This is a genomic window from Aeromonas sp. 602200 (assembly GCF_049173895.1).
GTDB lineage: Bacteria > Pseudomonadota > Gammaproteobacteria > Enterobacterales > Aeromonadaceae > Aeromonas > Aeromonas veronii_A.
The window spans coordinates 345,960-370,242 of sequence record NZ_JAAKSL010000001.1 but is presented as its reverse complement, the minus strand read 5'-3'; the positions used below and the strand labels follow the sequence as shown (position 1 = coordinate 370,242).

Below are 24,283 nucleotides of genomic sequence, written 5' to 3'. Positions count from 1 at the left end.
ATCGAAAAAAGGTGCTGTGCTGGCGGGCATGGTTCAGACCCCGACCAGATAGGCGAGCAGCGCCAGCAGGGCCAGCCCCAACCCGTAGCGGGTGAGCTTGTGGGTGCGCACGAACTGGGTACGGGCCATGGCGTTTTCGATGATGCCGGCTAGCAAAAATGCCACCAGCAGCTTGCAGGCGAGGATCAGCGCCGCGCCGATGAGCGCAGGCAGACTCCAGTTGGCCGCCTTGCCGAAGGGGAGGAAAATGACCAGAAAGAGCTGCACCACCACCAGTTGCTTGAGGCCGATGGAGAGCTTGAGCAGGGCCAGGCCCGCACCGGAATACTCGGTGAGCGGCCCCTCCTGCAACTCCTGCTCGGCTTCGGCGCAGTCAAAGGGCAGCTTGCCCATCTCGACAAACACCGCGAAGGCGCAGGCGGCGCCGGCCAGCAGGGTGGCAACCGGCGCGGCCAGCGGCTGGGTCGCCACATAGCTGCTGATATTGCCCAGATCCGAGCTGCCCACCATCATCGCCATGATGAAGCAGGCGAGCACCAGAATGGGCTCCACCAGAATGCCGAGGGTCAGCTCGCGGCGGGCGCCGATCCCTGCAAACATGCTGCCGCTGTCGAGCCCCGCCAGCGAAAAGAAGAAGCGGAAGATGGCGAACAGATAGATATCGGTGATGAGATCCCCGGCGATGGGGAAGGGAGACTCGTGAGTCAGGGTCGGCAGCGCCATCCCCACCAGCAAGAGGGCGGCGATGAGCAGCGCAGGCATCAGGTTGAAGATGATGCCGGCAGGCTCGGGAGTTACCTCCTGACGGCGCAGGAGCTTGGCGATATCCCGGTAATCCTGCAGCAGGCCCGGCCCCTGACGGGAGTGCATCTTGGCCCGCAGCACCCGGTTGAAACCGGTGGCGAGCGGCGCCAGCGCCAGCATGGCGATGGCCTGGGTCAGGGCGAGGGCAACCATGCCCCAGCTCGGCATTTCAAGAACAGGCATATCAGACTCCTACAGCCATCAGGATAAAGAGCGCCAGCACAACACCATGCAGCAGCCAGCCGGTCGTCCCGCTGGTATCGCTCACCCCGTGCAGGGCGCTGGCCAGATCGAGCTGCGGCTGCTTGCGATAGAGTGGCGCGCAGAGTTGGCGCAAGGTGTGGGTGACACCGCCAGAGGTGAGGCTCATGCGCTCCTCATAGGCGTAACCACAGGCCCACGGGGTGCCAGCGTGACGACGACCCAGCTTGGGGCCCTTGAAGATGGCCAGTACCAGCAACGGGATGAGGAACAGACCCAGCAAGGTGATGGCGATAACGGGTGGGGAGAGGATCGCCTGGCTGCTGTCGAGTGGCAGCAGGGTGGCGCCGGTGGCGACACTCATTTGGCTGGCAACCAAGGCTTGGCCATAGCTGGCAATATGGGGGGCAATCCAGGGGGCGCCCAGACCCAGCACCAGACAGACGGCGCCCAGCAGCAGGGTGCCAGCCACCATGGCGCCCGGCACTTCGCGGGCGTGGCTCGCGTGTTCGCTGCGCGGTGCGCCGCAGAAGCAGATGCCGTACACCTTGACGAAGCACATCACCGCCATGGCGCCGGTTACCGCCAGCATCACTACCGCGAGCGGCGCGACGACAGAGGTGCCGAGTTTGGTCATGGAGAGCAGGGATTGATAGATAAACCACTCGCTGACAAATCCGTTGAGCGGCGGCAGCGCCGAGATGGCCATGGCACCGATGAGGAACGCCAGCGCGGTCCAGGGCATCAGCTTGGCGAGGCCCCCCATCTTGTCCATATCGCGGGTGTGCAGGCGGAACATCACCGAGCCGGTGCCCATAAAGAGCAGGCTCTTGAAGATGGCGTGGTTGAGCAGGTGATAAAGCGCGCCGAGCAGCCCCAGCACCACCAGCGCCGGCTGTTGGTTGGCGATGCCGATCATGCCGATCCCCATCCCCATCAGGATGATGCCGATGTTCTCCACCGTGTGGTAGGCGAGCAGCCGCTTGAGGTCATGCTCGGCCAGCGCAAACAGCACCCCGAGCACTGCCGAGCAGGCGCCGAAGATCAGTACCACATAGCCCCACCAGAGCTGGCTGGCGCCGAGAAAATCGATGCTGACCCGCAAGATGCCAAACAGACCCAGCTTCACCATCACGCCGGACATCAGCGCCGAGATATGGGACGGCGCAACGGGCTCGGCCACCGGCAACCAGCCGTGCAGCGGCACGAAACCGGCGCGCAGGCCAAAGCCGCAGAAGCTGAGCAGAAACACCAGCGAGGCCAAACCGCCCGCCAGATGGTGCTCGCGCAGCGCGGCGAACTCCAGCGAACCGCTTTCACGGCAGAGCAGCCAGAAGGCGATCAGCACCAGCACCATGCCGATATGGTTCATCACCAAGTAGAGACGGCTCTGTTTGGCAGCATCCGGATTGGTCTTGACCAGCCAGTAGGTGGTGAGGGTCACCAGCTCGTAGCAGAGCAAGAAACCGAGCGCGTTGTCGGCCAGCACCATGCCCACCATGGCAAAGAGGAAGAGGTTCATCAGCGCGCCGATGGCCACATCCCCCTTGCCCTGATATTCGCGGATATAGGCAAATGAGTAGAGGGCGACGGCGACGCCGACGGTGCTAATCACCAGGAGCATCAGCGCGGCCAGCATGTCGAGGTGCACCGAGCCCAGCAGCCAGAGTTGGTCGTCGACGGGGGCGCCTTGGGCAAAGATCTGGATGGCGGCGACCAGACCCGCGAGCGAGCCCAGCAGGGCAAAGCCGCTGTTGAGGCGGTTGGCCAGTGCGGGCAGCTTTTGCAGGAGCAAACCGGCGGCAGCGCCCAGCAAAAAGAGCAGGAGCGTGGCCATTACAAGGGGGGACAACATCAGCGAACTCCCTCTGTGGTAGATAAATCGGAGGCAGGGATCGCCGTGGCAGGCGCCGGGAATGCGGAGGCCCCTTGCGGATTGGTGTCGGCCGCTTGCTGGCGACGGATACGGGCGGCGCGTTCGGTGTCGCCGTCATTAACCAGCTTCAGCGCCTGGGAGGGGCAGGCTCCGACACAGGCCGGGCCATCGGCGCGAAACTCGCACAGGTCACACTTGACGGCGATGCTGCGCACTCCCGGCTCCCAGCTCAGCAGATCCTCGCCAAAGCAGCGCAGGCCGGCGGAGGTGGAGGGGTTGCTGGAGCGGATGGAGCAGGGGATATAGGTGTCGTAACTGGTGGCCACGGCCACCGGACGGCTGCCGCCGCTCTGGATGGCACCAAAGGGGCAGGCCACGGCGCAGAGATTGCAGCCGATGCAGAGCGACTCGTTGAGTTGCACGCAATCGCCGGTTTGGCGAATGGCCTCGACCGGGCACACCTTGATGCAGGGGGCATCGTCACAGTGACGGCACTGAACCGGCATGGTCGCCTGCTCGTGTCGCATAACGGTTAAACGGGGGGCTTGCTGCAAACCTTGCGCCTTGTGTACCTCGCTGCAGGCCGCCATACAGGTGCCACAGCCGATACAAAGCTTGGGGTCAGCGATAACGAAGCGGTTCATAGCCTACCTTGTCGTGTCGCGAACGGAGAAAGTAGGGGCAGGTTGGCAAGATATGGGCCAGATTGGTTTTTGCAGCTAAATTAGTCTTAAGTTGCTGTTTTTAAATAAATAAAAATCTTTATGTGGTTGGGTGAAAGGGCTGGTGTGGCTGTCGAACTGTGACGTTCGTCACTTGTGACGAAGCCATCGGGAGGGTTCGTCACCTTGGAAAACGCAGCATGAGTAGGGGGCAAAGAACGAAGTGAATGGCACCGTTGGCAACATATGGTTGTGGTGGTTTGCCCCCTTCTCCCCTTGCGGGAGAAGGGCTGGGGATGAGGGGGAAAGTCAGCCATATGTTCGTGGTGCACGGCGCTGCGCTTGTTGCACCCTACGGCGGTCTGTCTGTTCGCATAGAGCCCGTCTGTGTTGAAACCGTAGGTTCGATTAGCGAAGCGTAATCGGACGCACGAGAACGCAAATATATCGGCAGCATACCGGGAGTAGGGTGCAATGAACGCAGTGAATTGCACCGTTTGCAGCATATGGTCGTGGTGGTTTGCCCCCATCTCCCCTCGCGGGAGAAGGGCTGGGGATGAGGGGCCGGTAATCGGGGTTAACGGAAAAGAAGAGGGAGGCCAATGCCTCCCTCCCTATTTGCTGACGTTTTTTATGCCATGAAGAGGCCATCAACCCGCCATCAGATATCCACCTGGGATCCAAGTTCGATGACCCGGTTGGGCGGGATCTCGAACTGATCCGGGGCCCGCAGGGCGTTGCGCTGCAGCAGCATAAAGAGCTTGCCGCGCAGATAGAGATACCAGGGGCGGTCTTTCATGATGAGCGACTCGTGGGCCATAAAGAACGAGGTCTCCATCATCCGGCAGCTGAGCCCCTCGGCGTTGCAGCGGTGGAAGATCTCCTCCACGTTCGGGGTCTCGCGCCAGCCATAGCTTGCCACCACCCGCCAGAAGGTGGGGGAGAGCTGCTCGATACAGACCCGGCGCACATTGTGGACGTAGGGCACATCTTCCACCCGCAGGGTGAGCAGGATGATCCGCTCGTGCAGCACCTTGTTGTGCTTGAGGTTGTGCAGCAGCGCATGGGGGATCACATTGACCACCCGCGACATATAGACAGCAGTGCCGGCCACCCGGGTCGGCGGGGATTTTTCCAGCGAGGCGATCATCGGCTCAAGGGAGTTGCCGTGCTCGTTCAGGCGACGAATAAGCTGGAAACGCTCGCTCTTCCAGCTGGTCATCACGGTGAACATCACCGCGCCCAGGGTGAGCGGCAGCCAGCCGCCGGAGAAGATCTTGGCGAGGTTGGCGGCAAAGAGCGGCACGTCGATACAGAGCAGTGCGGCAAACAGGATGGCCACCAGATACTTGTTCCAGTGCCAGCTGTTCTTGGCCACCGAGCAGGAGAGGATGGAGGTGAGCACCATGGTGCCGGTCACCGCGATGCCGTAGGCCGCCGCCAGATTGCTGGAGTGCTCGAAGCTCATGATGACGATCACCACCGAGATATAGAGCATCCAGTTGATGACCGGAATATAGATCTGGCCGGACTCCTGCTCGGAGGTATGAACGATGCGAATGGGGGAGAGATAACCGAGCCGCACCGCCTGCCGGGTCAGCGAAAAGACCCCGGAGATCACCGCCTGCGAGGCGATCACCGTCGCCATGGTTGCCAGCAGCAGCAGCGGCACCAGCGCCCATTTCGGCGCGAGCAGGAAGAAGGGGTTGGCAATGGCAGCCGGATTGCTTAGCAGCAGCGCACCCTGACCGAAGTAGTTAAGCACCAGCGAGGGCAGCACCACGATAAACCAGGCGAGGCGAATTGGATTCTTGCCAAAGTGGCCCATATCCGCGTAGAGCGCCTCCACCCCTGTGATCGCCAGCACCACGGCGCCGAGGGCAAAGAAGGAGGTGGTCTGGTACTGGATAAAGAAGCGCACCGCCCAGATGGGGTTAAGCGCACCCAGCACCTCGGGGTTGTGGATGATGCCGCGCAGCCCCAGCACCGCCAGCGTCATAAACCAGATCAGCATGATGGGGGCAAACAGCTTGCCCACCATGGCGGTGCCATGTTTCTGGATGGCAAACAGCAGGGTCAGCACCAGCACCGAGAGGGTGACGATATAGGGGTCGAGGGCGGGGGTGAGAATGCTCAGACCCTCGATGGCCGACATCACCGACATCGCCGGGGTGATCACCACCTCACCATAGAAGAAGCTGCCGCCAATCAGGCCGAGGATGATCAGCAGCGGCGTCCAGCGGGTGGAGGCGTTGCGGGTCGCCAGCGACATCAGGGTGAGAATGCCACCCTCGCCAGCGTTGTCGGCCCGCATCACAAAGGAGAGGTACTTGACCGACACCACCAGGATCAGCAGCCAGAAGATCAGCGAGAGAAAGCCGAGAATGGAGCCCGGCTCGACGCCGAACCCGAATTGACCTGACAGGCACTCGCGCAAGGTATAGAGCGGGCTGGTGCCGATATCGCCATAGACTACGCCAATCGCCGCCAGCATAACGCCGGGAGTGGCTTGTTGTTTATCACAGTTCATGAGTTCATCTTGTCAGTTTGATGTTTACACGTTTGCCACAGCAGATCGCCCCGAACACATCAGGTATGTGTGGATACAACATCGGGGGAAATCAAAGGATTGCGATGGGAAGGGAGCTAATCGGATATAAAGATGCGTTTCATGGGACACAGTCTGTTCATCTGTCGTTAAGCTTATAATGACACACACTCTGCGGGTTCATGCTCAGGTATAAATAATCAAAACGCCCTTTTGAGTAAGGTTATTAATTGGCCGTTGATTGAAATATTCACCCGCTCTGCGGGCAACCGTTTGTTTTATCTGGGGAAGTGGTTTGGCCACTATTTTTTACCGAGGCGAGTGAAAAACAGACGATAAAATAGTGACTAATTAATTGCGCTCAGGGTGGCAAAGGGGATGGCGGTGGGTAGCAATAGAGTCTTTATTTGGGAGGGGGAAATGTAGTATTAAAAGAGGCAAGAGGTGCAATGCGCTGCGCTTATTGCACCCTACGGTAATTATTACTCTCCATGATAGTGCTTCAATAAAAAGTAGCGGTCAGGACTATTTTTAACGCCGCTCACTTTACCGACTATTTTAAATCCCATTTTTTCATAAAATTTGGGTGCCTGAAATGAGAGGGTGTCGACTTGAGCAGCAATACATCCCCGTTTTTTTGCCTCACGTTCAGCAATCTCCATTAATTGAATGCCAAGCCCCTGACCTCGTTTGTCATCGTGTACCCAAAGTACTTCGATCAACAGTTGATGATAAATAGTACGTCCGGCAATGCCACCGACAACTTCGTCATTATCATCATGAATGGCAACAATTAAAGGTTGGGAGCGTTCCTCACCCATTTTATCAAAGTTAAATTGTCTAAGGTTATCAACAAGTACATTGAAGATGTCATCTTTATGTTCATTATGGATTTTTATATTCATCAAATCTTACTCCATTAAAATGTAATCGTAGGGTGCAATGAACGAAGTGAATTGCACCAAATATTGAAAGAAGCAAGAGGTGCAATGCGCTGCGCTTATTGCACCCTACGGAACTGGAATATCAGAGTTCATCATATGTGATGATTTCAATTTTATCCCGGCTAACACCACACTTAAGGAGGCTTTGTATATATTTTTCTTTATCTGACGCTTGGTAGCAATAAACTTTCCACATTACATCTCCAACCTGATTCTTGATACGATGAAAGTATGGCAAATCAATATTGTTTAATGAATGGCCGATAATCACCACCTCATTAATATCATTGAGGCTTGAAAAATACCCCTCATTTTTATCTAGCACAGCTTCAACAGGTTTTCGTAGGGCGTATAGAGGAGATCTGGCAATACTTTCTGCTTCTGAAAATATATGACCACTATATTCTCCATCCTCATCAAACTCTGATGGTTCTGTAATATTCTCTCCATGGCCAAAAATCAGTTCACTGTGTCGATTTACACTTCCATGAATATGGAAAACACGTTCATCTTCAATATTGTAGATGGATTGAAGTGTTGATGTGTAATTAAAGGTAATAAATGCTGAATTAGTATTGAAAGTCATTTTTTGAACAGCATTAGTCACATCAATACTATCAACCCAGTCAATAAATGTTTCTTCGATAGTAGAAACGTGATTTTTGGTTTGTTCAGTAAGTTCATCCTCTAAACCATAAATATCTCTTGGTCTAAAATCTTCTGAATTAACATTGACCTCATTATGAATCGAAAAGAAGTTATCTGCGTCAAATTTACCAAGCGCATTTTCAAAATCATGCCAAGGCTGGTGCTCACGTAAATCAAATGAGTAGTATTCTTCTATTTCATCGAGGAAGTCTTTTGCAAACCCATAAAAATCGTTATACCTTGTAGGTAGATCATGCCATAAGTCAAATCCATTACCAATTATATACAGTGTCTTCATATTGAAAGTATTCCAGTTTAACTTGGCTTTTAAGAAATATATTTTTGATTATTAATAATTCCCTAGGACTGCTCATTTTTAATAAATTAATCTGTACGAAAACGATCTTTGTGGATCTGGTTGCCAACTGGCACATATTAACCGGAGGGATAGAAAACTGAAGAGGCAGGGGCCTAAAACCGGCTCTGGCTCAATAAATCAGTCAATAAGTGGCCTGTTTTTGTTCGGTTTGACTTGATGATGACCTGCCAGCTCGATAGTAAAACCAAACAACTTGCCATCGCCCCAAGCGGTTTTGGCGTGCTGCACAGCCCATTTTTGGCCCTTGGTATGGCTTTTCTCCCCGGATGTCGTTCCTCCGCTTGCCCGGTTTGGGACGCCCGTTCCTGGCTGCAAACGCCTTTGAACGTCTCCGTCACACGACTGGGGCAGGGGTTGGTCAGCCGGTGTCGAGCTCGTCACTTTTGTCGTGTCGATCACACTTCCCACCCCATCGTCACCCTCGTAAGGGGTGGCAATTAGCACGTTATTCTTTCTAATTACTTCTTTATTTTCAGTTGGTTGTGATTTTTTATCGCGCCATTCTCCCGTTTTGGTCTGATAAATGCTTTGTGGGGGGCTGGCCGCCTCTTTGCCTGTCGGCGGGCGGCCCGGTGTAACGAACCATTTAGGATCCCTCTCTATGAACAGCTTCGTGATTGCAGATCCCAGTTTCTGTATTGGGTGTCGTACCTGTGAGGTGGCCTGCGCCGTTTCACACCAGTCAGGGTCTTGCAGCGGGACCCTTGAGCGGGAGGGCGGCCTGCATCTTGCCATCGAGGATGGACATCTGGTCTCCAAGGACAGCTACTTTCAGCCGCGCCTGAAGGTGATCGTGGGCAGCAAGGTGACCACGCCGGTGCTCTGCCGCCAGTGTGAAGACAAGCCGTGCGCCATGGCCTGCCCGAACAATGCCATCGTCAGCGAGGATGGTTGCGTCAAGGTGTTGCAGGAGCGCTGCATCGGCTGCAAGTCCTGCGTGGTGGCCTGTCCTTACGGCGCCATGGCGGTGGTGCTCAAAGAGGTGGCACCCGCTGCCGATTCGCTCTTCAAGCGTCCGCAGACCAAGGCGCAGGCGCTCAAGTGCGATCTCTGCCGTCACCGCGAGGCGGGCCCGGCCTGTGTCGAGGTGTGTCCGACCCAGGCGCTGCGGCTGGTCACGCCGGAGCATCTTGAAAACCTGAACCGGCAGAAACAGCTGGCCAGTGCCGAGGCACTGCTGGCGATGCCGGCGCGGGTGTGAGCGGGCTTGCCGAGCCGTTTTTCGTTAACAAACAAGAGTGTGAGTCATGAAAAAAGTCATTACCGTGTGCCCCTATTGCGGCACCGGTTGCAAAATCAACCTGCTGGTTGAAAACGACAAGGTGGTGGGGGCCGAAGGCGCCAACGGCCGGACCAACGAGGGGCAGCTCTGCCTCAAGGGCTATTACGGTTGGGATTTTTTGAACGACACCAACCTGCTGACCCCCCGTCTCAAGAGCCCGATGATCCGCCGCGAGCGCGGTGGCAAGTTCGAGGCCGTCTCCTGGGATGAGGCGATCGAGTTCGCCAGCAGCCGTCTGGCTGCCATCAAGGCGAAATATGGCCCGGACGCCATCATGACCACCGGCTCTGCCCGTGGCCCCGGCAATGAAGCCAACTATGTGATGCAGAAATTTGCCCGTGCGGTGATTGGGACGAACAACGTCGACCACTGCGCGAGGGTGTGACACGCACCCTCAGTCTCCGGTCTGGAGACAACTGTAGGCAACGGCGCCATGAGCAACGCCATTCCCGAAATTCAAGAGACCAAGTGCCTGCTGGTGTTTGGTTACAACGCTGCTGACTCTCACCCCATCGTCGCTCGCCATATCCTCAAGGCGAAGGCAAACGGGGCCAAGGTGATTGTGTGTGATCCCCGTATGGTGGAGACCGCCCGCATCGCCGATCAGTGGCTGCCGCTCAAAAACGGTTCCAACATGGCGCTGGTTAACGCCTTCGCCAACGTGTTGATCAATGAAGGGCTCTACAACAAGGCATTTGTCGCCAACTACACCGAAGGGTTCGAGACCTTCAAGGCGACGGTGGCCAAGTACACCCCGGAATATGTCGAGGGGATCACTGGCCTCAAAGCCGCCGATATCCGCGCCGCCATTCGCACCTACGCCGAATCGCCTGCGTCCATGATCCTGTGGGGCATGGGGGTGACCCAGTACGGTCAGGCGGTGGACGTGGTCAAGGGGCTCGCGGGTCTGGCGCTGCTGACCGGCAACTTCGGTCGCCGTGGCACCGGTTGCGGGCCGGTGCGCGGTCAGAACAACGTGCAGGGCACCTGTGACATGGGGATGCTGCCCCACCAGTTCCCGGGTTATCAGTCGGTGGCCGATCCCGCCATCAGCGCCAAGTTCGCCAAGGCGTGGGGCGTGGAGTCACTCTCCCAAAAGCCCGGCTATCGCCTGACGGAGCTTGGCCATAAGGTAGAGGAGGGCAAGTGCAAGGCCTTCTACATCTTCGGTGAAGATCCGGCCCAGACCGAGGCTGACTTGGGTCAGTTCCGCCGCACTCTGGCGGGGATGGAGCTGGTGATCGTGCAGGATATCTTCATGACCCAGACCGCCGAGATGGCCGACGTCATTCTGCCCGCCACCAGTTGGGGCGAGCATGAAGGGGTCTACAGCTCGGCGGATCGCGGCTTCCAGCGCTTCTACAAGGCGGTGACGCCCCCTGAGAACGTGAAGCCGGACTGGGCCATCTTCTCGTTGATGGCGACCGCCATGGGTTATCCCATGGAGTACCACAACACCGAAGAGATCTGGGACGAGATGCGTGCGCTCTGCCCGCTCTACGCCGGGGTCAGCTACGACAAGATGGCCGATCTCAAGAGCGTGCAGTGGCCCTGTCCGACCGAGGCTCACCCGGGCACCAGCACCCTGTTCGAGGGGAACGTGTTCACCACCCCGAGCGGCAAGGGTCAGCTGATCGCCTCCGAGTGGCGGCCGCCGCTGGAGCAGCCCTGTGCCGAGTACCCGCTGGTGCTCTCCACCGTGCGCGAGGTGGGTCACTACTCCTGCCGCTCCATGACCGGCAACTGCTCGGCGCTGCAGACCCTGGCCGATGAGCCGGGCTATGTGCAGATCCACCCGAGCGATGCCAAAAAGCTCGGGGTGAAGGATCAGGCGCTGGTCTGGATCTCGTCGCGCCGTGGCAAGGTGATCACTCGTGCCAACTACAACGACCGGGTCAACGCCGGGGTGGTCTACATGACCTACCAGTGGTGGATCGGGGCTTGCAACGAGCTCACCATCGAGCACGTCGATCCCGTCTCCCACACGCCGGAGTACAAGTACTGCGCGGTGAAGATCGAGCGTATCGACAATCAGCCTGAGGCGGAAGTGTACGTCCAGACTGAATACAGCGCGCTCAAGGCGAAATTGCGCAGCGCAGCCAAAGGCTGACCCGCCCTAAAAAAGGACGTTCTGCACAAATAAGGGAACCCGACTCGGATTTATCGAGTCGGGCACCCTTTTATTACCCAAAAACAGGGGATAAATGATGCAACATGAAATTGGTCGCTTATTCGGAATTTTCTATATTGGCACCTATCTGGCGGCGATATTGCTGGGAATAGGTTGCTATATTTGGCGCGACGAGATGATATTTCTGCTCGGCTTCGGTTTTTTCGGCTGTTTTATGGCGGCACGGCTTGCCATGAGCAGCGTATTTTCTGCCTTGAGTATTTCCAGTGCCTGGCTGATCGGGTTTATTTCCACCACCTTGATCAACGGCCTGCTGCTGGGGGTGATCACCCTGCTGATCTACCTTACGCACCAGAGCGTCACCGCCGAGCTTGCCGACAACGCCAGCTGGCTGCTGATGGCCTTCCAGAGCCTGTCGGCCCTCTTTATCTTCGGTGGCCTGAAGTGCTGCCACAGCCGGATCATCACCTCGTAAATTGCCGATGGATGGGCAGCAAACGCCATCTCGAAACCCGCAGCCAGCGAAGAGGAGAGACAGATCTGACAGTTGACGGCGGCCCACTTTTCGGGCGCCTTAATTGAGATCAAGAACTGATGAAATAACCGGTTAAATATGGCCGTCAGATATATTAAATCGGATTGTAATGAAATTTGAGCTCATCTATGATGAGTCGCCATTCCAATATATCCCCCGATAACGATGTTACTTTTTGTTGTCGTTCGTTAATAACAACTCTGGAATTGCAACATGCGACAATTTTCGTCACCGCTTTTCTTATTGGCAGCCGCTTTTACGGGCTGCGGCTATTTATTTTGGTGACTGGTGCTTGTCGTGATGCGATGGCATGGACAGCCTGACTGGTGACTAAATCGATATAACGTGAGGCCGCAATGCTAAATGTGAGTGCCATCCCCCTGGACGAGATCTCTCCCATCTGGGACGACGGTTTCCTCCTGCTCTCCAAATCCCTCCTGTCGGCCGTGACGCTCGATGATTTTATCCACAAACTCAACAAGATAGATGCCAGCTTTGGCGGCGTGACCCGGGTCAACCTGATCCTCAACATGGGTACAGACGAGGAGGCCATCTTCTACTTCATGGGACATTCCGGCCCAAAGCATCTGGTCTGCCCCAAGGCAGAGCTGCACCTCTCCCCCCGTCCTGCCAAAGAGACCCCGGAACAGGCCATCATTCTCGCTGCCGCCCGCTTTGAGAATCGCTGCCCGGCGCTGGATCGCGAAGGGGTCTACGGGGGGCTGCGCTCCTACTGCCAGCTCCCCATCACCACCGCCCGCAGCCACCTTGGCGGGGTCGAGTTTATCAACACCCAGCTAGACAGCTTCACCATGGAGACCCTCGCCAAGCTGACCCAGCTGGCGGCCATTATCGCCATTGCGCTGGAGAACGTGCTCGACAAGGAGCGCACCCTGGAGCAGGCCAACTCCCTGCGTCTTGAGCGCGACAGCTGCAAAATTCTGGTGGATGTGACCAACGCGGTAATCAAACTGGTGCGCATCGCCGAGCTGCCCAAGAGCCTGTTTACCATCCTGCATCACCACTTCGGCATCAGCAGCTTGTGTCTGGCGGAGTACAACGCCACCTCCGACAGCTTCAAGAGCTATCTGGTCAATCAGCACCAGAGCGATCAGCCGGGCATCATCGATCACTCCTGTTTTGAAAAGAAGTGTCTGCAGGGGGCCCTTGGCCACAGCGAGCCGTTTTTTGTCTATCGCGAACACGGCCACGGCTGCAGCAATCGCTGCCGCTTTACCTCCCAGATCTTGCCCCCCGAGGCCGACAGCTCCTGTATTTTGCCGCTGCGCTATCGGGGCAACCTGCTGGGGGTGTTGATCCTCTCGCACCCCAACGCTGACTTCTTTGCCGATATCGATATCTCCTTGCTGGAGCAGGTGGCGGCGCGCACGGCCATTGCCATGAACAACGTGCAGGCGCAGCAGGAGATCTCCAACACCAACGGGGCCAAAGAGAAGACCATTCGCATCAACGAGCCGCAGATGCAGGGGGAGTTCCCCCACATCATCTACCAGAGCGCGGTGATGGAGAGCGTGCTGGAGAAGGTGCGGCTGGTGGCCGAGAGCGACAGTACCGTGCTGATCCTCGGCGAGACCGGCACCGGCAAGGAGCTGATCGCCCAGGCCATTCACGCCCTGAGTGCCCGCCACGATCACGAGATGGTGAAGGTGAACTGCGCCGCCATCCCGACCGGCCTTATCGAGAGCGATCTGTTTGGCCACGAGAAGGGGGCCTTTACCGGCGCCCTGACCCAGCGGATCGGCCGTTTCGAGCGGGCCCACAAGGGGACCCTGTTCCTAGACGAAGTGGGGGATATGCCGCTGGACTTGCAGCCCAAACTCTTGCGGGTATTGCAGGAGCACGAGCTGGAGCGTGTGGGCAACAGCAACCCCATCGTAGTGGATGTGCGGCTGGTGGCCGCCACCAACTGCGATTTGCTCTCCATGGTCAAGAACAAGCGTTTCAGAAGCGATCTCTACTACCGCCTCAATGTCTTTCCCATCGAGCTGCCGCCGCTGCGCGAGCGGCGCGAGGATATTCCGCTCTTGGTCAATTTCTTTATCAAGAAGATCGCCAAGCGGATGCGTCGCACCATCACCTCGATCCCCGCCGATGCCATGAAGATGCTGGTGTCGCTGCCCTGGTACGGCAATATCCGCGAGCTGGAGAACGTCATCGAGCGTGCCGTGGTGATGACCCGCGGTCATGTGCTCAACCTCTCGCCCGATGAGCTGATGCCCCTCAAGGGCTACCACAAGATTGAGACCCTGGTCTATGACGAGCCCGCCACGCCGCTCTTTGCCGAGGAGGGGCCGATTGATGAGCGTGAGGCGATCATCGCCGCCCTGCGTGACTGCAACGGCATCGTGGCTGGCGAGCGGGGGGCGGCCAACCGCCTCGGCATGAAGCGCACCACCTTGCTCTCCAAAATGAAGCGGCTCGGTATTTCGGCCAGAGATCCCGAGATCATTGACGGGGTCGCACCATGAGAGAGGCAATTGAGCTTGAAGCGCGTGATGAGCTTAGCGAGCTGAGAAAACAGAGAGAACAGAACGAGCTGGCCCGCTGCGCCATCCACCGCGAGGTGGTGCACTACCGCGCTGATACCTTGACCTGCGACAGCGAAATGGCGCTCCCCTCCGAGACGCCGGTGGCGCTGGTCTACAACGGCATCGCTCACAGCGTGATGATGTGCTCGGCCTCCGATCTGGAGGATTTCGCCATTGGTTTTTCGCTATCCGAGGGGATCATCGACAGCCTGCTCGATATCCACGATATCGAGCAGATCGACGGCTGTCAGGGGATTGAGCTGCATATCACCTTGGCCAATCGCTGCGTCCATCGCCTCAAAGAGAAGCGGCGCACCATGGCGGGGCGCACCGGTTGCGGCATCTGTGGCAGCGAGAGTCTGGAGCAGGTGATCCGCACCCAGCCAAGCTTGCCCGACAGTCAGCGTCTGGCGGTAGGGCATATCGACAAGGTATTGACCGCATTGCGCCCGCTTCAGTTGCTGGGCCAGCGCACCGGCGCCACCCATGCGGCGGTGCATCTGGATGGTGCGGGCAATATTCTCGCCATCCGCGAGGATGTGGGGCGCCATATTGCGCTGGACAAGCTGGTGGGCCATCTGTGCCGCACGGGGCGGCGCGATGGTGCCATTCTGGTGACCAGCCGCGCCAGCTTCGAGATGGTGCAAAAGTGCGCCAGCGCCGGGGTGGAGATCTTGCTCGCCATCTCGGCTGCCACCGAGCTTGCAGTCGAGCGGGCCGAGCAAACCGGGCTCACTTTGGTGGGCTTTTGCCGCCCCGGGCGGGCCGAGATCTACAGCGGCTGCCAGCGTATTCTGCTTTAAGTGACTGCAAGAGTGAGAGCCTGCTAAAGGGCTTATAAAAACTGGCAATAAAAAAGGGCGGGGAGTGTGACTCCCCGCCCTTGTTGTATCTGCTGCTGTGGCGGCTTAGCGCGCCAGCAGGATACGCAGCATGCGGCGCAGCGGCTCGGCGGCGCCCCACAGCAACTGGTCACCCACGGTAAAGGCGGCCAGATACTCAGGGCCCATATTGAGTTTGCGCAGACGGCCCACCGGAATGCTGAGGGTGCCGGTGACAGCCGCCGGAGTCAGCTCGCGGGCTGTGATGTCGCGATCGTTGGGGATCACTTTCACCCAGTCGTTGTGGGCAGCCAGCAGCGCTTCGATCTCCGCCAGCGGCACATCCTTTTTCAGCTTGATGGTGAACGCCTGGCTGTGGCAGCGCAGGGCGCCGATCCGCACGCACAGACCATCCACCGGAATGACGGCGTTCTCGATACCCAAAATCTTGTTGGTCTCGGACTGACCCTTCCACTCTTCACGGCTCTGGCCGTTGTCGAGCTTGGTGTCGATCCAGGGGATAAGGCCACCGGCCAGCGGCACGCCGAAGTTGTCCACCGGCAGGGTGCCGGAGCGGGTCTTCTCGGTGATCTTGCGCTCGATGTCGAGGATGGCGGAGGCGGGGTCGGCCAGCTCGACCGCCACTTCGTCACGCAGCATCCCCATCTGGGTAACCAGCTCGCGCATATGGCGGGCACCGCCACCGGAGGCAGCCTGATAGGTCGCCACGCTCACCCACTCCACCAGATCGGCCTTGAACAGGCCGCCGAGGGCCAGCAGCATCAGGCTAACGGTGCAGTTGCCGCCGACGAAGGTCTTGATGCCATCGTTCAGAGCCTGCTCGATGACGTCGCCATTGACCGGATCGAGAATGATGACGGCGTCTTTCTCCATCCGCAGGGAGGAGGCGGCGTCAATCCAGTAACCCTGCCAGCCAGCGGCTTTCAGGCGCGGATAGACATCCTTGGTGTAGTCGCCGCCTTGCGCGGTGATGATGATATCCTGCTTGGCCAGCGCCTCGATATCGAAGGCGTCCTGCAGAGTACCGGCATCGACGCCGAAGTTGGGAGCGGCCTCACCGGCCTGGGAGGTGGTGAAGAATGTGGGTTGAATATGGGCGAAATCCTGCTCTTCCTGCATCCGGCTCATCAGAACCGATCCCACCATGCCACGCCAACCGACCAAACCTACTTTTTTCATAATGTCCTACCCTGGATTGCTGCTAAAGAAACTCGCGATGACACCCGTAACCTCTTGTCTGGCGACGCCTGTTTACAAGCGGTTTACAGGCCATTTAAAAAATATGCGCTGCGAAAAATGCGTCTATCCACATTACGGATTGTGACGGCTTGCGCAAGTCGAATTGCGCAATATTCTGTGCCGTTTGCTGCATTAACCGGCAGCCAGAGCACCGCTCAGGTAGGCGGGGAGGGAGAAGGTCAACATCAGACGAAAAGGCCACCGTTTATGGCGGTGGCCTGTCAATAAAGTGGTTGGGAACGTCCTCTGCTGTTATCTGGGGGCGCAGTCGGCGAGTGAAACAGCCCGACAGCTTGGGCGCTTAGCCGTAACGGGCGAGGGTCAACCCCTCATCGCTGATGGCGGGCTCGCTGCCGCTGATGAGATCGCACAACAGCTGACCCGAACCGGCCGCCATGGTCCAGCCCAAGGTGCCGTGGCCGGTATTGAGCCAGAGACCGGGAATGGGGCTTGGCCCTACCAGCGGGGTGCCGTCCGGCGTCATGGGACGCAGACCGGTCCAGAACTCGGCCTTGCTGATATCGCCCCCTTCGGGGAAGAGATCCCCCACCACCATTGCTAGGGTGTCGTGGCGTCTGGGGTTGAGAGCGAGGTTGTAGCCCGACAGCTCCGCCATGCCGCCGACCCGGATCCGCTCGTCAAAGCGGGTGATGGCCACCTTGTAGGTCTCATCGAGCACGGTACTGCGCGGCGCGGCCTCGGCATTGATCATCGGCAGGGTGAGGGAGTAGCCCTTGACCGGATAGACCGGCAGCTCCAGTCCGAGCGGGCGCAGCAGCGGCCGCAAAAAACCGGTGGCATAACTGCCGAGCGCGCAGACGATGGCATCGGCGCGATAGCGCTGCTCGCCCGCCCGCACCGCCACGGCGCGGCCGCGCGCTTGCTCAATCTCGTCGATGTCGCAGTTGAAGACGAACTTGACCCCGAGCTTCTCGGCTTCAAGGGCAAGGGCTTTGGTGAAGCGGAAGCAGTCGCCGGTCTCGTCGCCGGGCAGACGCAAGCCGCCGACGATTTTGCCCCGCACCCGCGCCAGCGCAGGCTCTGCCGCTTCGCAGCCGCTGGCATCCAGCGACTGGTAGGGGACGCCGTATTCCTCCAGCACCTCGATATCGCGCTGACTGGCATCGAGCTGGGACTGGCTTCTAAACAGTTGCAGGGTGCCGAGTTGGCGCCCTTCGTAATCAATGTTCAGCTCGTCGCGCAGCAGCTTCATGCAGTCGCGGCTGTATTCGGCCAGACGCACCATGCGCCCCTTGTTGGTGGCATAGGCGGTCGGGGTGCAGTTGGCGAGCATCTTCAGCATCCAGCGCAGCTGGAAGGGATCTGCAGTGGGGCGCACGGTGAAGGGGGCATGCTTTTGCAGCATCCATTTGGCCGCCTTGAGCGGGATGCCGGGAGCTGCCCAGGGGGCTGCATAGCCCGGGGATATCTGCCCGGCGTTGGCATGGCTGGTTTCAAGGGCGACGCCCCCTTGTCGCTCCAGCAGGGTTACTTTGTGACCCGCTTTGGCCAGATACCAGGCGCTGGTTACCCCAATTACGCCGCCACCGAGAACCACTATCTCCATATCGTCTTTCCTTAGACTCGTTTTTCTGATGCTTGGTTGATGGAAACCTTGATGTGGCCACCACCATAATCAGCCGCCACAGGATATTCAACCGCTCTGCGCAGGATTGGGATCTCCGTCTGCCTGCCAGTCACGGAGCGGTTTTTGGTGCGATGACGCGCCTGATTGCCAGCGTAAATCGCTGCGCTGTTGTCAGGGGGCATGTGTCAGGAGGCATGGTCCGCTTACAGCTGCTCAAGATGGATCAGATAGTGCTCCGCCGTCGCCAGAATGGCCTGCTGCTGTTCGGCGGCTTGGCTATCCCAGTTGGCATAGGGGAGGGCGAGGCGGGGATTGCCGCCCAGTTTGTCCCGATTGCGCCAAAGAAAGTGCCAGTAGAGGCTGTTGAAGGGGCAGCTCCCGTCGCCGTGGCGGGCTTTGACCTGATAGTGGCACCCCTTGCAGTAGTGGCCCATCCGCTCGAGATAGGCGCCGCTGCTGGCGTAGGGCTTGCTGCCCATCAGGCCGCCATCGGCAAACTGGCTCATACCGCGGGTGTTGGGCAGCTCCACCCACTCGATGGCATCCACATAGATACCGAGATACCACTGATCCACCTCATCGGGGTCAATCCCCGCCAGCAGGGCAAAGTTGCCGGTCACCATCAGCCGCTGGATATGGTGGGCGTAACCGTGCTCAAGGGATTGGTTGATGGAGTGGCGCACGCAGGCCATCCTGGTTTCTCCATTCCAGAAGAAACCGGGCAGCGGCCGGTTGGCCACGAGAAAATTGGTGCGCTGATAGTCGGGCATCTTCTCCCAGTAGAGGGCACGGACAAACTCGCGCCAGCCGAGGATCTGGCGGATAAACCCCTCCACCTGCGCCAACGTGATGGTGGCCTGATTGGCCTGCCAGTGGGCTTCGGCTGCGCGGATCACCTCAAGCGGATGAAGCATCTTGCTGTTGAGTGAAAATGACAAACGGCTGTGAAACAGGCTCCAGCCCCGCTCGCTCAGGGCATCCTGATAGCGGCCAAAGTGAGGCAGGCAGTGGGTGAGAAAATGGGCCAGCAGCTCGCGGCTCTGGTGCCTTGTGATAGGCCACGGCAGCTTGCTGGCATCCGCCTCGCCGATGGTGCTGACCCCGTGGCGGGTCAGCATGGCGTCAATCTCGCTCACCTCGTTGGCAAAGGTGAGGGGGGCAGGGATCGGCTGGCTCGCCGGCAGTTTGGCGCGGTTCTCGTCATCAAAATTCCAGCGCCCGCCAAGGGGTTGGCCGCGCTCATCGAGCAGCACCCGGTATTGCTTTCGCAGGGCGCGGTAGAAGAACTCCATCCGGCTATGGGGATAGCGCTGCCAGCCATCGCGGGGAGTGAGAAAATGCTCGCTCTCCACCTCGGAGGCAGGGATGGCAAGGCCAGCCGCCCAGCTTTTCAACTGGTTGGCGAGGCGCCACTCGTCCGGGCTCTGCCAGGCAAAGCTGTCGGCCTGATGCGCCGCGATTTGGGCTGCCAGCAGGCTGGGCAAGTCGGGCCAGCGGGCGCTCTCATCAAGGGTCAGGTAACAGACGCGGTGGCCCGCTTGGGTGAGTGCCGCTGCAAAGGCGCGCATGGCGGCAAAGAAGGACAGCACCTTCTGGCGATGGTGGCGGCAGTAGTCGGTCTCCTGGCGGAGCTCTGCCATCAGATAGCAGATTGCCGGATCCGGGGTGCGAAACCAGCTGTGAGCGGCGTTCAGCTGATCGCCAAGAACAAGACGCAGCTCCATCAGACTCGCTCCTCAGGTTGCTGCCTGCTGTGACGAGCGTGGCGACAGCGCTCGCTGCAGTAGCGAACCACCTCCCAACTGCGCGCCCATTTGCGCCGCCAGCTGAAGGGGCGCTGGCAGACGTGGCAGATCTTCTCGGGCAGATGGGGTTTGCGATGCATGATGGCTTCCGGCCTTGGCTGATGGGGGATGTGGCGTGTGGCTAGAGAGAATAACGAACCGGGGACGTGGACGGATCAACCTCACTGCCAGTTTGCCGCGCAGATGTGCACTTTGTGAGCGGGCGCACAGCCCGTCGGTGCACCCCTTGTTTGCAAATTAACCAGCCGTTAACGTGGCGAGGCTGCCCGTTGGCAGCATCCATCAACGGATCTTATTGGCCATCGACTGTCTACAACCGATATGGAGGGGAGTGATGCCAATCATGACAGCTACGCCCCGGGCAGCTTGCCTGCTCGCCCACTGGTATACCCGGGATCCCATTCTCACCTTCGACTTTCCTCATCGCTGATTGGCGGCACCCGCCGTTTGAATTTGTCAGCCGGACGACCCTGATCGCCCCGGCCTCTTTGCCAATCCCGATTTCAAACACACTGGCCTTGCGCCGGTGAGGAGTCTTTTATGCGTCGTATACCCGAGCCGTTTCGTATCAAGATGGTCGAGCCCATCAAACAGACCACTGGCGCCGAGCGCCGTGCCGCCCTCGAGGCCGCTGGCTGGAACCCCTTCCTGCTGCTGGCCGAAGATGTTTATATCGATCTGCTGACCGACAGTGGCACCGGTGCCATGTCCGACCGCCAGTGGGCCGGCATCATGATGGGGGATGAGGCCTATGCGGGCAGCCGCAACTTCGTCGAGCTGGAGCGCACGGTGCGCGAGATTTTTGGCTACCAGCATGTGATGCCCACCCACCAGGGGCGCGGGGCGGAGCAGATCCTCTTCCCCGAGCTGGTCAAGCGCTGCCAGGGCAAGGCGCCGGTCTTTATCTCCAACTACCACTTCGACACCACCAAGGCCCACGTGGAGTTGGCCGGCGCGCGGGCCATCAATCTGCTCACCCCGAAAGCCCTCGACACCACGGCCCCCTACGCTTGGAAGGGGGATTTTGATCTCCCTCGCCTGACCGACACCATCGAGACCCTGGGGGCCGACAACGTGGCCGGCATCATCATCACGGTCACCTGCAACAGTGCCGGTGGCCAGCCGGTCTCCATGGCCAATATGGAGGCGGTCGCCGAACTGGCCCGTCGCCACCATATTCCGGTGGTGATCGACGCCGCCCGCTTTGCCGAGAACGCCTGGTTTATCAAGGAGCGGGATCCGGCCTATGCCAAGCACAGCATCAAGGAGATAGTGCGCCAGATGTTCGCACTGGGGGACATCTTCACCATGTCGGCAAAGAAGGACGGGTTGGTCAATATCGGCGGGCTCTGCTGCTTTAAAGAGGATCTCGACCTGTTCCGCGCGGTGCAGGTGCGCTGCGTGGCGATGGAGGGGTTTGTCACCTACGGGGGCCTTGCCGGGCGGGACATGGCGGCGCTTGCCATCGGCCTGCGGGAGGGGATGGATGAGGAGTATCTCACCTACCGCATCAGTCAGGTGGCCTATCTCGGCGAGCGGCTGACCGAGGCGGGCATCCCGATCCAGACCCCCACTGGCGGCCATGCGGTGTTTGTGGATGCCAAGAAGCTGCTGCCCCATATTCCGGCCGAGCAGTTCCCGGCCCATGCACTCGCCTGCGAGCTCTATCTGGAAGGGGGCGTGCGCGGGGTGGAGATTGGCTCCCTGCTGCTGGGGCGCGATCCCGCCACCGGCAAGCAGGAGGCGGCGGACTTTGAGTTGCTGCGTCTCACCATCCCACGTCGGGTCTACACCCGGGATCACATGGACTATGTGGCCGACTGCCTGATCGCGGTGAAAGCGCGGGCCAGCGACATTCGCGGGCTCACCTTTGATTACGAGCCGCCGCTGCTGCGCCACTTCACTGCGCGGCTGAAACCTGTCTGATCAGCAACCGGTCAGACTGGGTGATCAACCGCGCCAAACTGTGCAGATCACCGGTCGCTCCCGGTTAAACGGCCCAGTAAAAAAGCCCCCGCACCAAGGTGCGGGGGCTTTCGTTTATCGACGCAAACCGGGTCAGACCGCCTGATACTCCAGCTCGACCGAGCCCAGCGCCTTGAGAGTGGACTGGGCGGAGTCACGCTGGCTGATCTGGCCGTTTTTGTTCTCCAGCAGCACGGCGCGGCGGATGGTGGCGAGATCTTCACCGTTAAGCACCGCATGGGCGCAGGCCATCTGCATCGGCGGCAGGCTGGGGTTGAAGGCGGCGTTCTCGGCGTAGCGGCCAGAGAAGATGCGGCCATCGGCAAACTGCAGCGCCACCGCGGCATAGCCCTGACTGTAGGGGGCGTAGCTTTGACGGGCGGCGGCCAGCGCGGCCTGCCACAGCGGGTCTTCGCTTTGAAGCTCAAGCTCTGCGTGATCCTGCGGGCTCATCAGCGCATCAGTGATGTCGAGATCCGCCGGACCAAACGAGTGGGGCAGGAAGGATTGCAGGGCGCTCAGGTCATCGGGCAGAGAGACTTTCAGGATCTTGGCGGTGCTCAGCTCGTTCATAAACTGACGGCAGTGGCCGCAAGGTGTGTAGTTGACGGTGATTTCAGATATCCCGGTCTCGCCACCCAGCCAGGCGTTGGAGATGGCGGACTGCTCGGCGTGGACCGAGTGGAACAGACCTTGTCCCGCAAACTCCATGTTGGCACCGAAGTACCAGGTGCCGCTCAGGCCGCAGGCGATGGCACCGACATAAAACTTGGAGATGGGCGCCACCGAGCAGGCGGCGGCCAGCGGCAACAGGGCGAGGCGCAGGGCGCGATCATCGAGACCTGTGGCGGCTTTCAGGGTGGCGACTTGCTCCGGCGTGAAGCGGGCGTTGAAGTCGGCACTATCCAGCATGGGCTGCACGGCTGCTTTGAGCGGGGCAGAGAGGGTATCGAATGGCTTGGCAAAACGGGGATGCATAGTGTGTCCTCAAAGGCCAATTGGGCGGCCATTGTAGGGAGCAAGCTCGGGTAAATGTGTGAGCAGGCTCACGCCCTGACGGGCAAACGGAGGGGGATGGTAATGGAAACGTTTGTCTTGTGCAAATTGTGCGGCAGGTCGCACCCCGAGAGGCCAGCAGGCCCCCCGGAATGGTCAACAGGTGGTCAATGGGGTGATCAGGTCAGCCAGTGATAGATGGCAAACAGCAGCGGGGCGACGGCAGCGGTGAGGATCCCGCACACTACCATGGCGAGCGATGCAAAGGCCCCCTGGGTTATCCCCTTCTCGGCGGAGGTGGCGGTGCCGATGGCGTGGGCACAGGCCCCCATGGCGAGCCCTTGCGCTTCCGGATCGGTCACTTTGAGCAGTTTGAGCAGCGGGTAGCCGATCAGGGCACCGACAATCCCCACCACCACCACCACGGCGGCCGCGATGGCGGGAATGCCGCCGATGGACTGGCTGACGCTCATGGCGAGCGGGGTGGTGATGGATTTGGTGGCAAGGGAGGCGAGCAGCGCCGGATCTGTGCCCATAAAATGACCGATCAGCAGGGTTGTGCACACCGAGATCAAGACGGAGGCGAGGGTACAGATTAGGATGGGCTTGAGTTTGGCTTGGATCTGGCGCGCCTGCTGATAGAGCGGAAGCGCCAGCGCCACTACGGCGGGTTCCAGCAGCATGGTAATGGGGCTGCTGCCGCGCTCGTACTGCTCAAGGGGCAGATCAAACCAGAGCAGCAGGCCGATGATCACCGCGGTCGGCACCAGCACAGGGTTGATGATGGGCCAGGGCAGGCGGCGATAGAGGGCGCGGGTGGCGAAATAGAGCGCCAGGGTCAGAGGGATCGCTAGCCAGAAGATCATTTGTTCATCCTCTGGTAGAGCCGACCGACGGTGGCGAGGATCAGCACGATCCCGAGCACGATGCAGAGCATGATGACGCCGAAGGATTGGCGCAGGGGCTCAAGCCAGGCCACCAGCCCGACCGCAACCGGCACGAACAAAACGCCCATGTGGCGCAGCAGCAAGCCTGCGCCCAGCTCGACCCAGTGCAGCTTGATCAGTTGCAGAGAGAGCAGCACAAACAGCAGCAGCATACCGATGATGCTGCCGGGAAAGGCAAATGGCAGGATGGCTGCCACGGATTTGCCTGCCAGCAGGCAGGCGACGATGACCATAAAGTCACGAAAGTACAGCAAGGCGCGTTGCGCGATCACGTGAACCTCATCGACTGGGAAGAAAAATCGCAGTTTACCAGAGAGGCCGGGTCGCGGCATTAAAACAATA

The 24,283-nt window shown here is 59.2% G+C and carries 19 protein-coding genes; 6 read left to right on the top strand and 13 right to left on the bottom strand.

The window, feature by feature from the left end:
• Positions 1 to 33: 33 nt before the first annotated feature.
• The 6 genes from G5221_RS01635 to G5221_RS01610 form a co-directional block, all read right to left on the bottom strand.
• A complete protein-coding gene (locus G5221_RS01635) occupies positions 34 to 987 on the bottom strand; it encodes a respiratory chain complex I subunit 1 family protein (protein ID WP_279461517.1) in 954 nt (317 codons plus the stop codon).
• Position 988: 1 nt separating this feature from the next.
• A complete protein-coding gene (gene hyfB / locus G5221_RS01630; protein WP_421262672.1) occupies positions 989 to 2,860 on the bottom strand; it encodes a hydrogenase 4 subunit B in 1,872 nt (623 codons plus the stop codon).
• The gene (locus G5221_RS01625; protein ID WP_182927841.1) at positions 2,860 to 3,525 is read right to left on the bottom strand and encodes a 4Fe-4S dicluster domain-containing protein; all 666 of its coding nucleotides are present in this window, start codon (positions 3,523 to 3,525) and stop codon (positions 2,860 to 2,862) included. The genes hyfB and G5221_RS01625 overlap by 1 nt, the downstream gene beginning before the upstream one ends.
• 679 nt (positions 3,526 to 4,204) lie before the next feature.
• Positions 4,205 to 6,073: a low affinity potassium transporter Kup gene (gene kup, locus G5221_RS01620; RefSeq protein ID WP_421262671.1), complete on the bottom strand. Its 1,869-nt coding sequence runs from the start codon at positions 6,071 to 6,073 to the stop codon at positions 4,205 to 4,207.
• Positions 6,074 to 6,573: 500 nt separating this feature from the next.
• Positions 6,574 to 6,996 carry a GNAT family N-acetyltransferase gene (locus G5221_RS01615; protein WP_421191238.1) on the bottom strand — a complete coding sequence of 141 codons (423 nt, stop codon included), beginning with the start codon at positions 6,994 to 6,996 and terminating at the stop codon, positions 6,574 to 6,576.
• Between the two features lie 121 nt (positions 6,997 to 7,117).
• Positions 7,118 to 7,981, bottom strand: coding sequence for a bacteriophage abortive infection AbiH family protein (locus tag G5221_RS01610; protein WP_421262670.1), 864 nt, complete (start codon positions 7,979 to 7,981; stop codon positions 7,118 to 7,120).
• 682 nt (positions 7,982 to 8,663) lie between these two features.
• Between G5221_RS01610 and G5221_RS01605 the strand changes: the two genes are divergently transcribed.
• The 5 genes from G5221_RS01605 (at position 8,664) to fdhD (ending at position 15,362) form a co-directional block, all read left to right on the top strand.
• Positions 8,664 to 9,263, top strand: coding sequence for a 4Fe-4S binding protein (locus G5221_RS01605; protein ID WP_421262669.1), 600 nt, complete (start codon positions 8,664 to 8,666; stop codon positions 9,261 to 9,263).
• Between the two features lie 46 nt (positions 9,264 to 9,309).
• Positions 9,310 to 11,454, top strand: a complete 2,145-nt coding sequence (gene fdhF, locus G5221_RS01600; protein WP_421262668.1) for a formate dehydrogenase subunit alpha — start codon at positions 9,310 to 9,312, stop codon at positions 11,452 to 11,454.
• 196 nt (positions 11,455 to 11,650) lie between these two features.
• Positions 11,651 to 11,950 carry a hypothetical protein gene (locus tag G5221_RS01595; RefSeq protein ID WP_234928249.1) on the top strand — a complete coding sequence of 100 codons (300 nt, stop codon included), beginning with the start codon at positions 11,651 to 11,653 and terminating at the stop codon, positions 11,948 to 11,950.
• A 416-nt stretch (positions 11,951 to 12,366) separates the two neighbouring features.
• A complete protein-coding gene (locus G5221_RS01590) occupies positions 12,367 to 14,499 on the top strand; it encodes a sigma 54-interacting transcriptional regulator (protein ID WP_421262667.1) in 2,133 nt (710 codons plus the stop codon).
• On the top strand, positions 14,496 to 15,362 hold the full coding sequence (fdhD, locus tag G5221_RS01585) for a formate dehydrogenase accessory sulfurtransferase FdhD (RefSeq protein WP_421262666.1): 867 nt from the start codon (positions 14,496 to 14,498) through the stop codon (positions 15,360 to 15,362). Before G5221_RS01590 ends, fdhD begins: the two co-directional genes overlap by 4 nt.
• A 105-nt stretch (positions 15,363 to 15,467) precedes the next feature.
• Here fdhD and asd read toward each other — a convergent pair whose 3' ends face one another.
• The 4 genes from asd to G5221_RS01565 form a co-directional block, all read right to left on the bottom strand.
• The gene (asd, locus tag G5221_RS01580; RefSeq protein ID WP_421262665.1) at positions 15,468 to 16,580 is read right to left on the bottom strand and encodes an aspartate-semialdehyde dehydrogenase; all 1,113 of its coding nucleotides are present in this window, start codon (positions 16,578 to 16,580) and stop codon (positions 15,468 to 15,470) included.
• Positions 16,581 to 16,941: 361 nt separating this feature from the next.
• A complete protein-coding gene (locus G5221_RS01575) occupies positions 16,942 to 18,237 on the bottom strand; it encodes a D-amino acid dehydrogenase (RefSeq protein ID WP_265324575.1) in 1,296 nt (431 codons plus the stop codon).
• A gap of 194 nt (positions 18,238 to 18,431) precedes the next feature.
• The gene (locus tag G5221_RS01570) at positions 18,432 to 19,952 is read right to left on the bottom strand and encodes a cryptochrome/photolyase family protein (RefSeq protein WP_106843307.1); all 1,521 of its coding nucleotides are present in this window, start codon (positions 19,950 to 19,952) and stop codon (positions 18,432 to 18,434) included.
• On the bottom strand, positions 19,952 to 20,113 hold the full coding sequence (locus G5221_RS01565; protein WP_421262664.1) for a DUF2256 domain-containing protein: 162 nt from the start codon (positions 20,111 to 20,113) through the stop codon (positions 19,952 to 19,954). The genes G5221_RS01570 and G5221_RS01565 overlap by 1 nt, the downstream gene beginning before the upstream one ends.
• 460 nt (positions 20,114 to 20,573) lie before the next feature.
• On the opposite strand from G5221_RS01565, the gene G5221_RS01560 reads away from it, so the two are divergent.
• Positions 20,574 to 21,959 (top strand): tryptophanase, encoded by a 1,386-nt coding sequence (locus G5221_RS01560; protein WP_421262663.1) that lies wholly within the window; start codon positions 20,574 to 20,576, stop codon positions 21,957 to 21,959.
• Positions 21,960 to 22,091: 132 nt separating this feature from the next.
• On the opposite strand, the gene cdd is transcribed toward G5221_RS01560, so the two are convergent.
• The 3 genes from cdd to G5221_RS01545 form a co-directional block, all read right to left on the bottom strand.
• Positions 22,092 to 22,976 carry a cytidine deaminase gene (gene cdd, locus G5221_RS01555; RefSeq protein WP_005333283.1) on the bottom strand — a complete coding sequence of 295 codons (885 nt, stop codon included), beginning with the start codon at positions 22,974 to 22,976 and terminating at the stop codon, positions 22,092 to 22,094.
• Between the two features lie 197 nt (positions 22,977 to 23,173).
• Positions 23,174 to 23,860 carry an LrgB family protein gene (locus G5221_RS01550; protein ID WP_108572843.1) on the bottom strand — a complete coding sequence of 229 codons (687 nt, stop codon included), beginning with the start codon at positions 23,858 to 23,860 and terminating at the stop codon, positions 23,174 to 23,176.
• The gene (locus G5221_RS01545) at positions 23,857 to 24,213 is read right to left on the bottom strand and encodes a CidA/LrgA family protein (protein ID WP_005333279.1); all 357 of its coding nucleotides are present in this window, start codon (positions 24,211 to 24,213) and stop codon (positions 23,857 to 23,859) included. The genes G5221_RS01550 and G5221_RS01545 overlap by 4 nt, the downstream gene beginning before the upstream one ends.
• Positions 24,214 to 24,283 lie beyond the last annotated feature (70 nt).

What these genes read in the sequence shown, in the direction of transcription:
- G5221_RS01560 (WP_421262663.1), top strand. Translation starts at nt 20,574, where the DNA reads ATGCGTCGTATACCCGAGCCGTTTCGTATCAAGATGGTCGAGCCCATC.
- cdd (WP_005333283.1), bottom strand. Translation starts at nt 22,976, where the DNA reads ATGCATCCCCGTTTTGCCAAGCCATTCGATACCCTCTCTGCCCCGCTC.
- asd (WP_421262665.1), bottom strand. Translation starts at nt 16,580, where the DNA reads ATGAAAAAAGTAGGTTTGGTCGGTTGGCGTGGCATGGTGGGATCGGTT.
- G5221_RS01605 (WP_421262669.1), top strand. Translation starts at nt 8,664, where the DNA reads ATGAACAGCTTCGTGATTGCAGATCCCAGTTTCTGTATTGGGTGTCGT.
- G5221_RS01550 (WP_108572843.1), bottom strand. Translation starts at nt 23,860, where the DNA reads ATGATCTTCTGGCTAGCGATCCCTCTGACCCTGGCGCTCTATTTCGCC.
- hyfB (WP_421262672.1), bottom strand. Translation starts at nt 2,860, where the DNA reads ATGTTGTCCCCCCTTGTAATGGCCACGCTCCTGCTCTTTTTGCTGGGC.
- G5221_RS01615 (WP_421191238.1), bottom strand. Translation starts at nt 6,996, where the DNA reads ATGAATATAAAAATCCATAATGAACATAAAGATGACATCTTCAATGTA.
- kup (WP_421262671.1), bottom strand. Translation starts at nt 6,073, where the DNA reads ATGAACTGTGATAAACAACAAGCCACTCCCGGCGTTATGCTGGCGGCG.
- G5221_RS01565 (WP_421262664.1), bottom strand. Translation starts at nt 20,113, where the DNA reads ATGCATCGCAAACCCCATCTGCCCGAGAAGATCTGCCACGTCTGCCAG.
- G5221_RS01595 (WP_234928249.1), top strand. Translation starts at nt 11,651, where the DNA reads ATGATATTTCTGCTCGGCTTCGGTTTTTTCGGCTGTTTTATGGCGGCA.
- G5221_RS01625 (WP_182927841.1), bottom strand. Translation starts at nt 3,525, where the DNA reads ATGAACCGCTTCGTTATCGCTGACCCCAAGCTTTGTATCGGCTGTGGC.
- G5221_RS01570 (WP_106843307.1), bottom strand. Translation starts at nt 19,952, where the DNA reads ATGGAGCTGCGTCTTGTTCTTGGCGATCAGCTGAACGCCGCTCACAGC.
- G5221_RS01610 (WP_421262670.1), bottom strand. Translation starts at nt 7,981, where the DNA reads ATGAAGACACTGTATATAATTGGTAATGGATTTGACTTATGGCATGAT.
- G5221_RS01590 (WP_421262667.1), top strand. Translation starts at nt 12,367, where the DNA reads ATGCTAAATGTGAGTGCCATCCCCCTGGACGAGATCTCTCCCATCTGG.
- G5221_RS01635 (WP_279461517.1), bottom strand. Translation starts at nt 987, where the DNA reads ATGCCTGTTCTTGAAATGCCGAGCTGGGGCATGGTTGCCCTCGCCCTG.
- fdhD (WP_421262666.1), top strand. Translation starts at nt 14,496, where the DNA reads ATGAGAGAGGCAATTGAGCTTGAAGCGCGTGATGAGCTTAGCGAGCTG.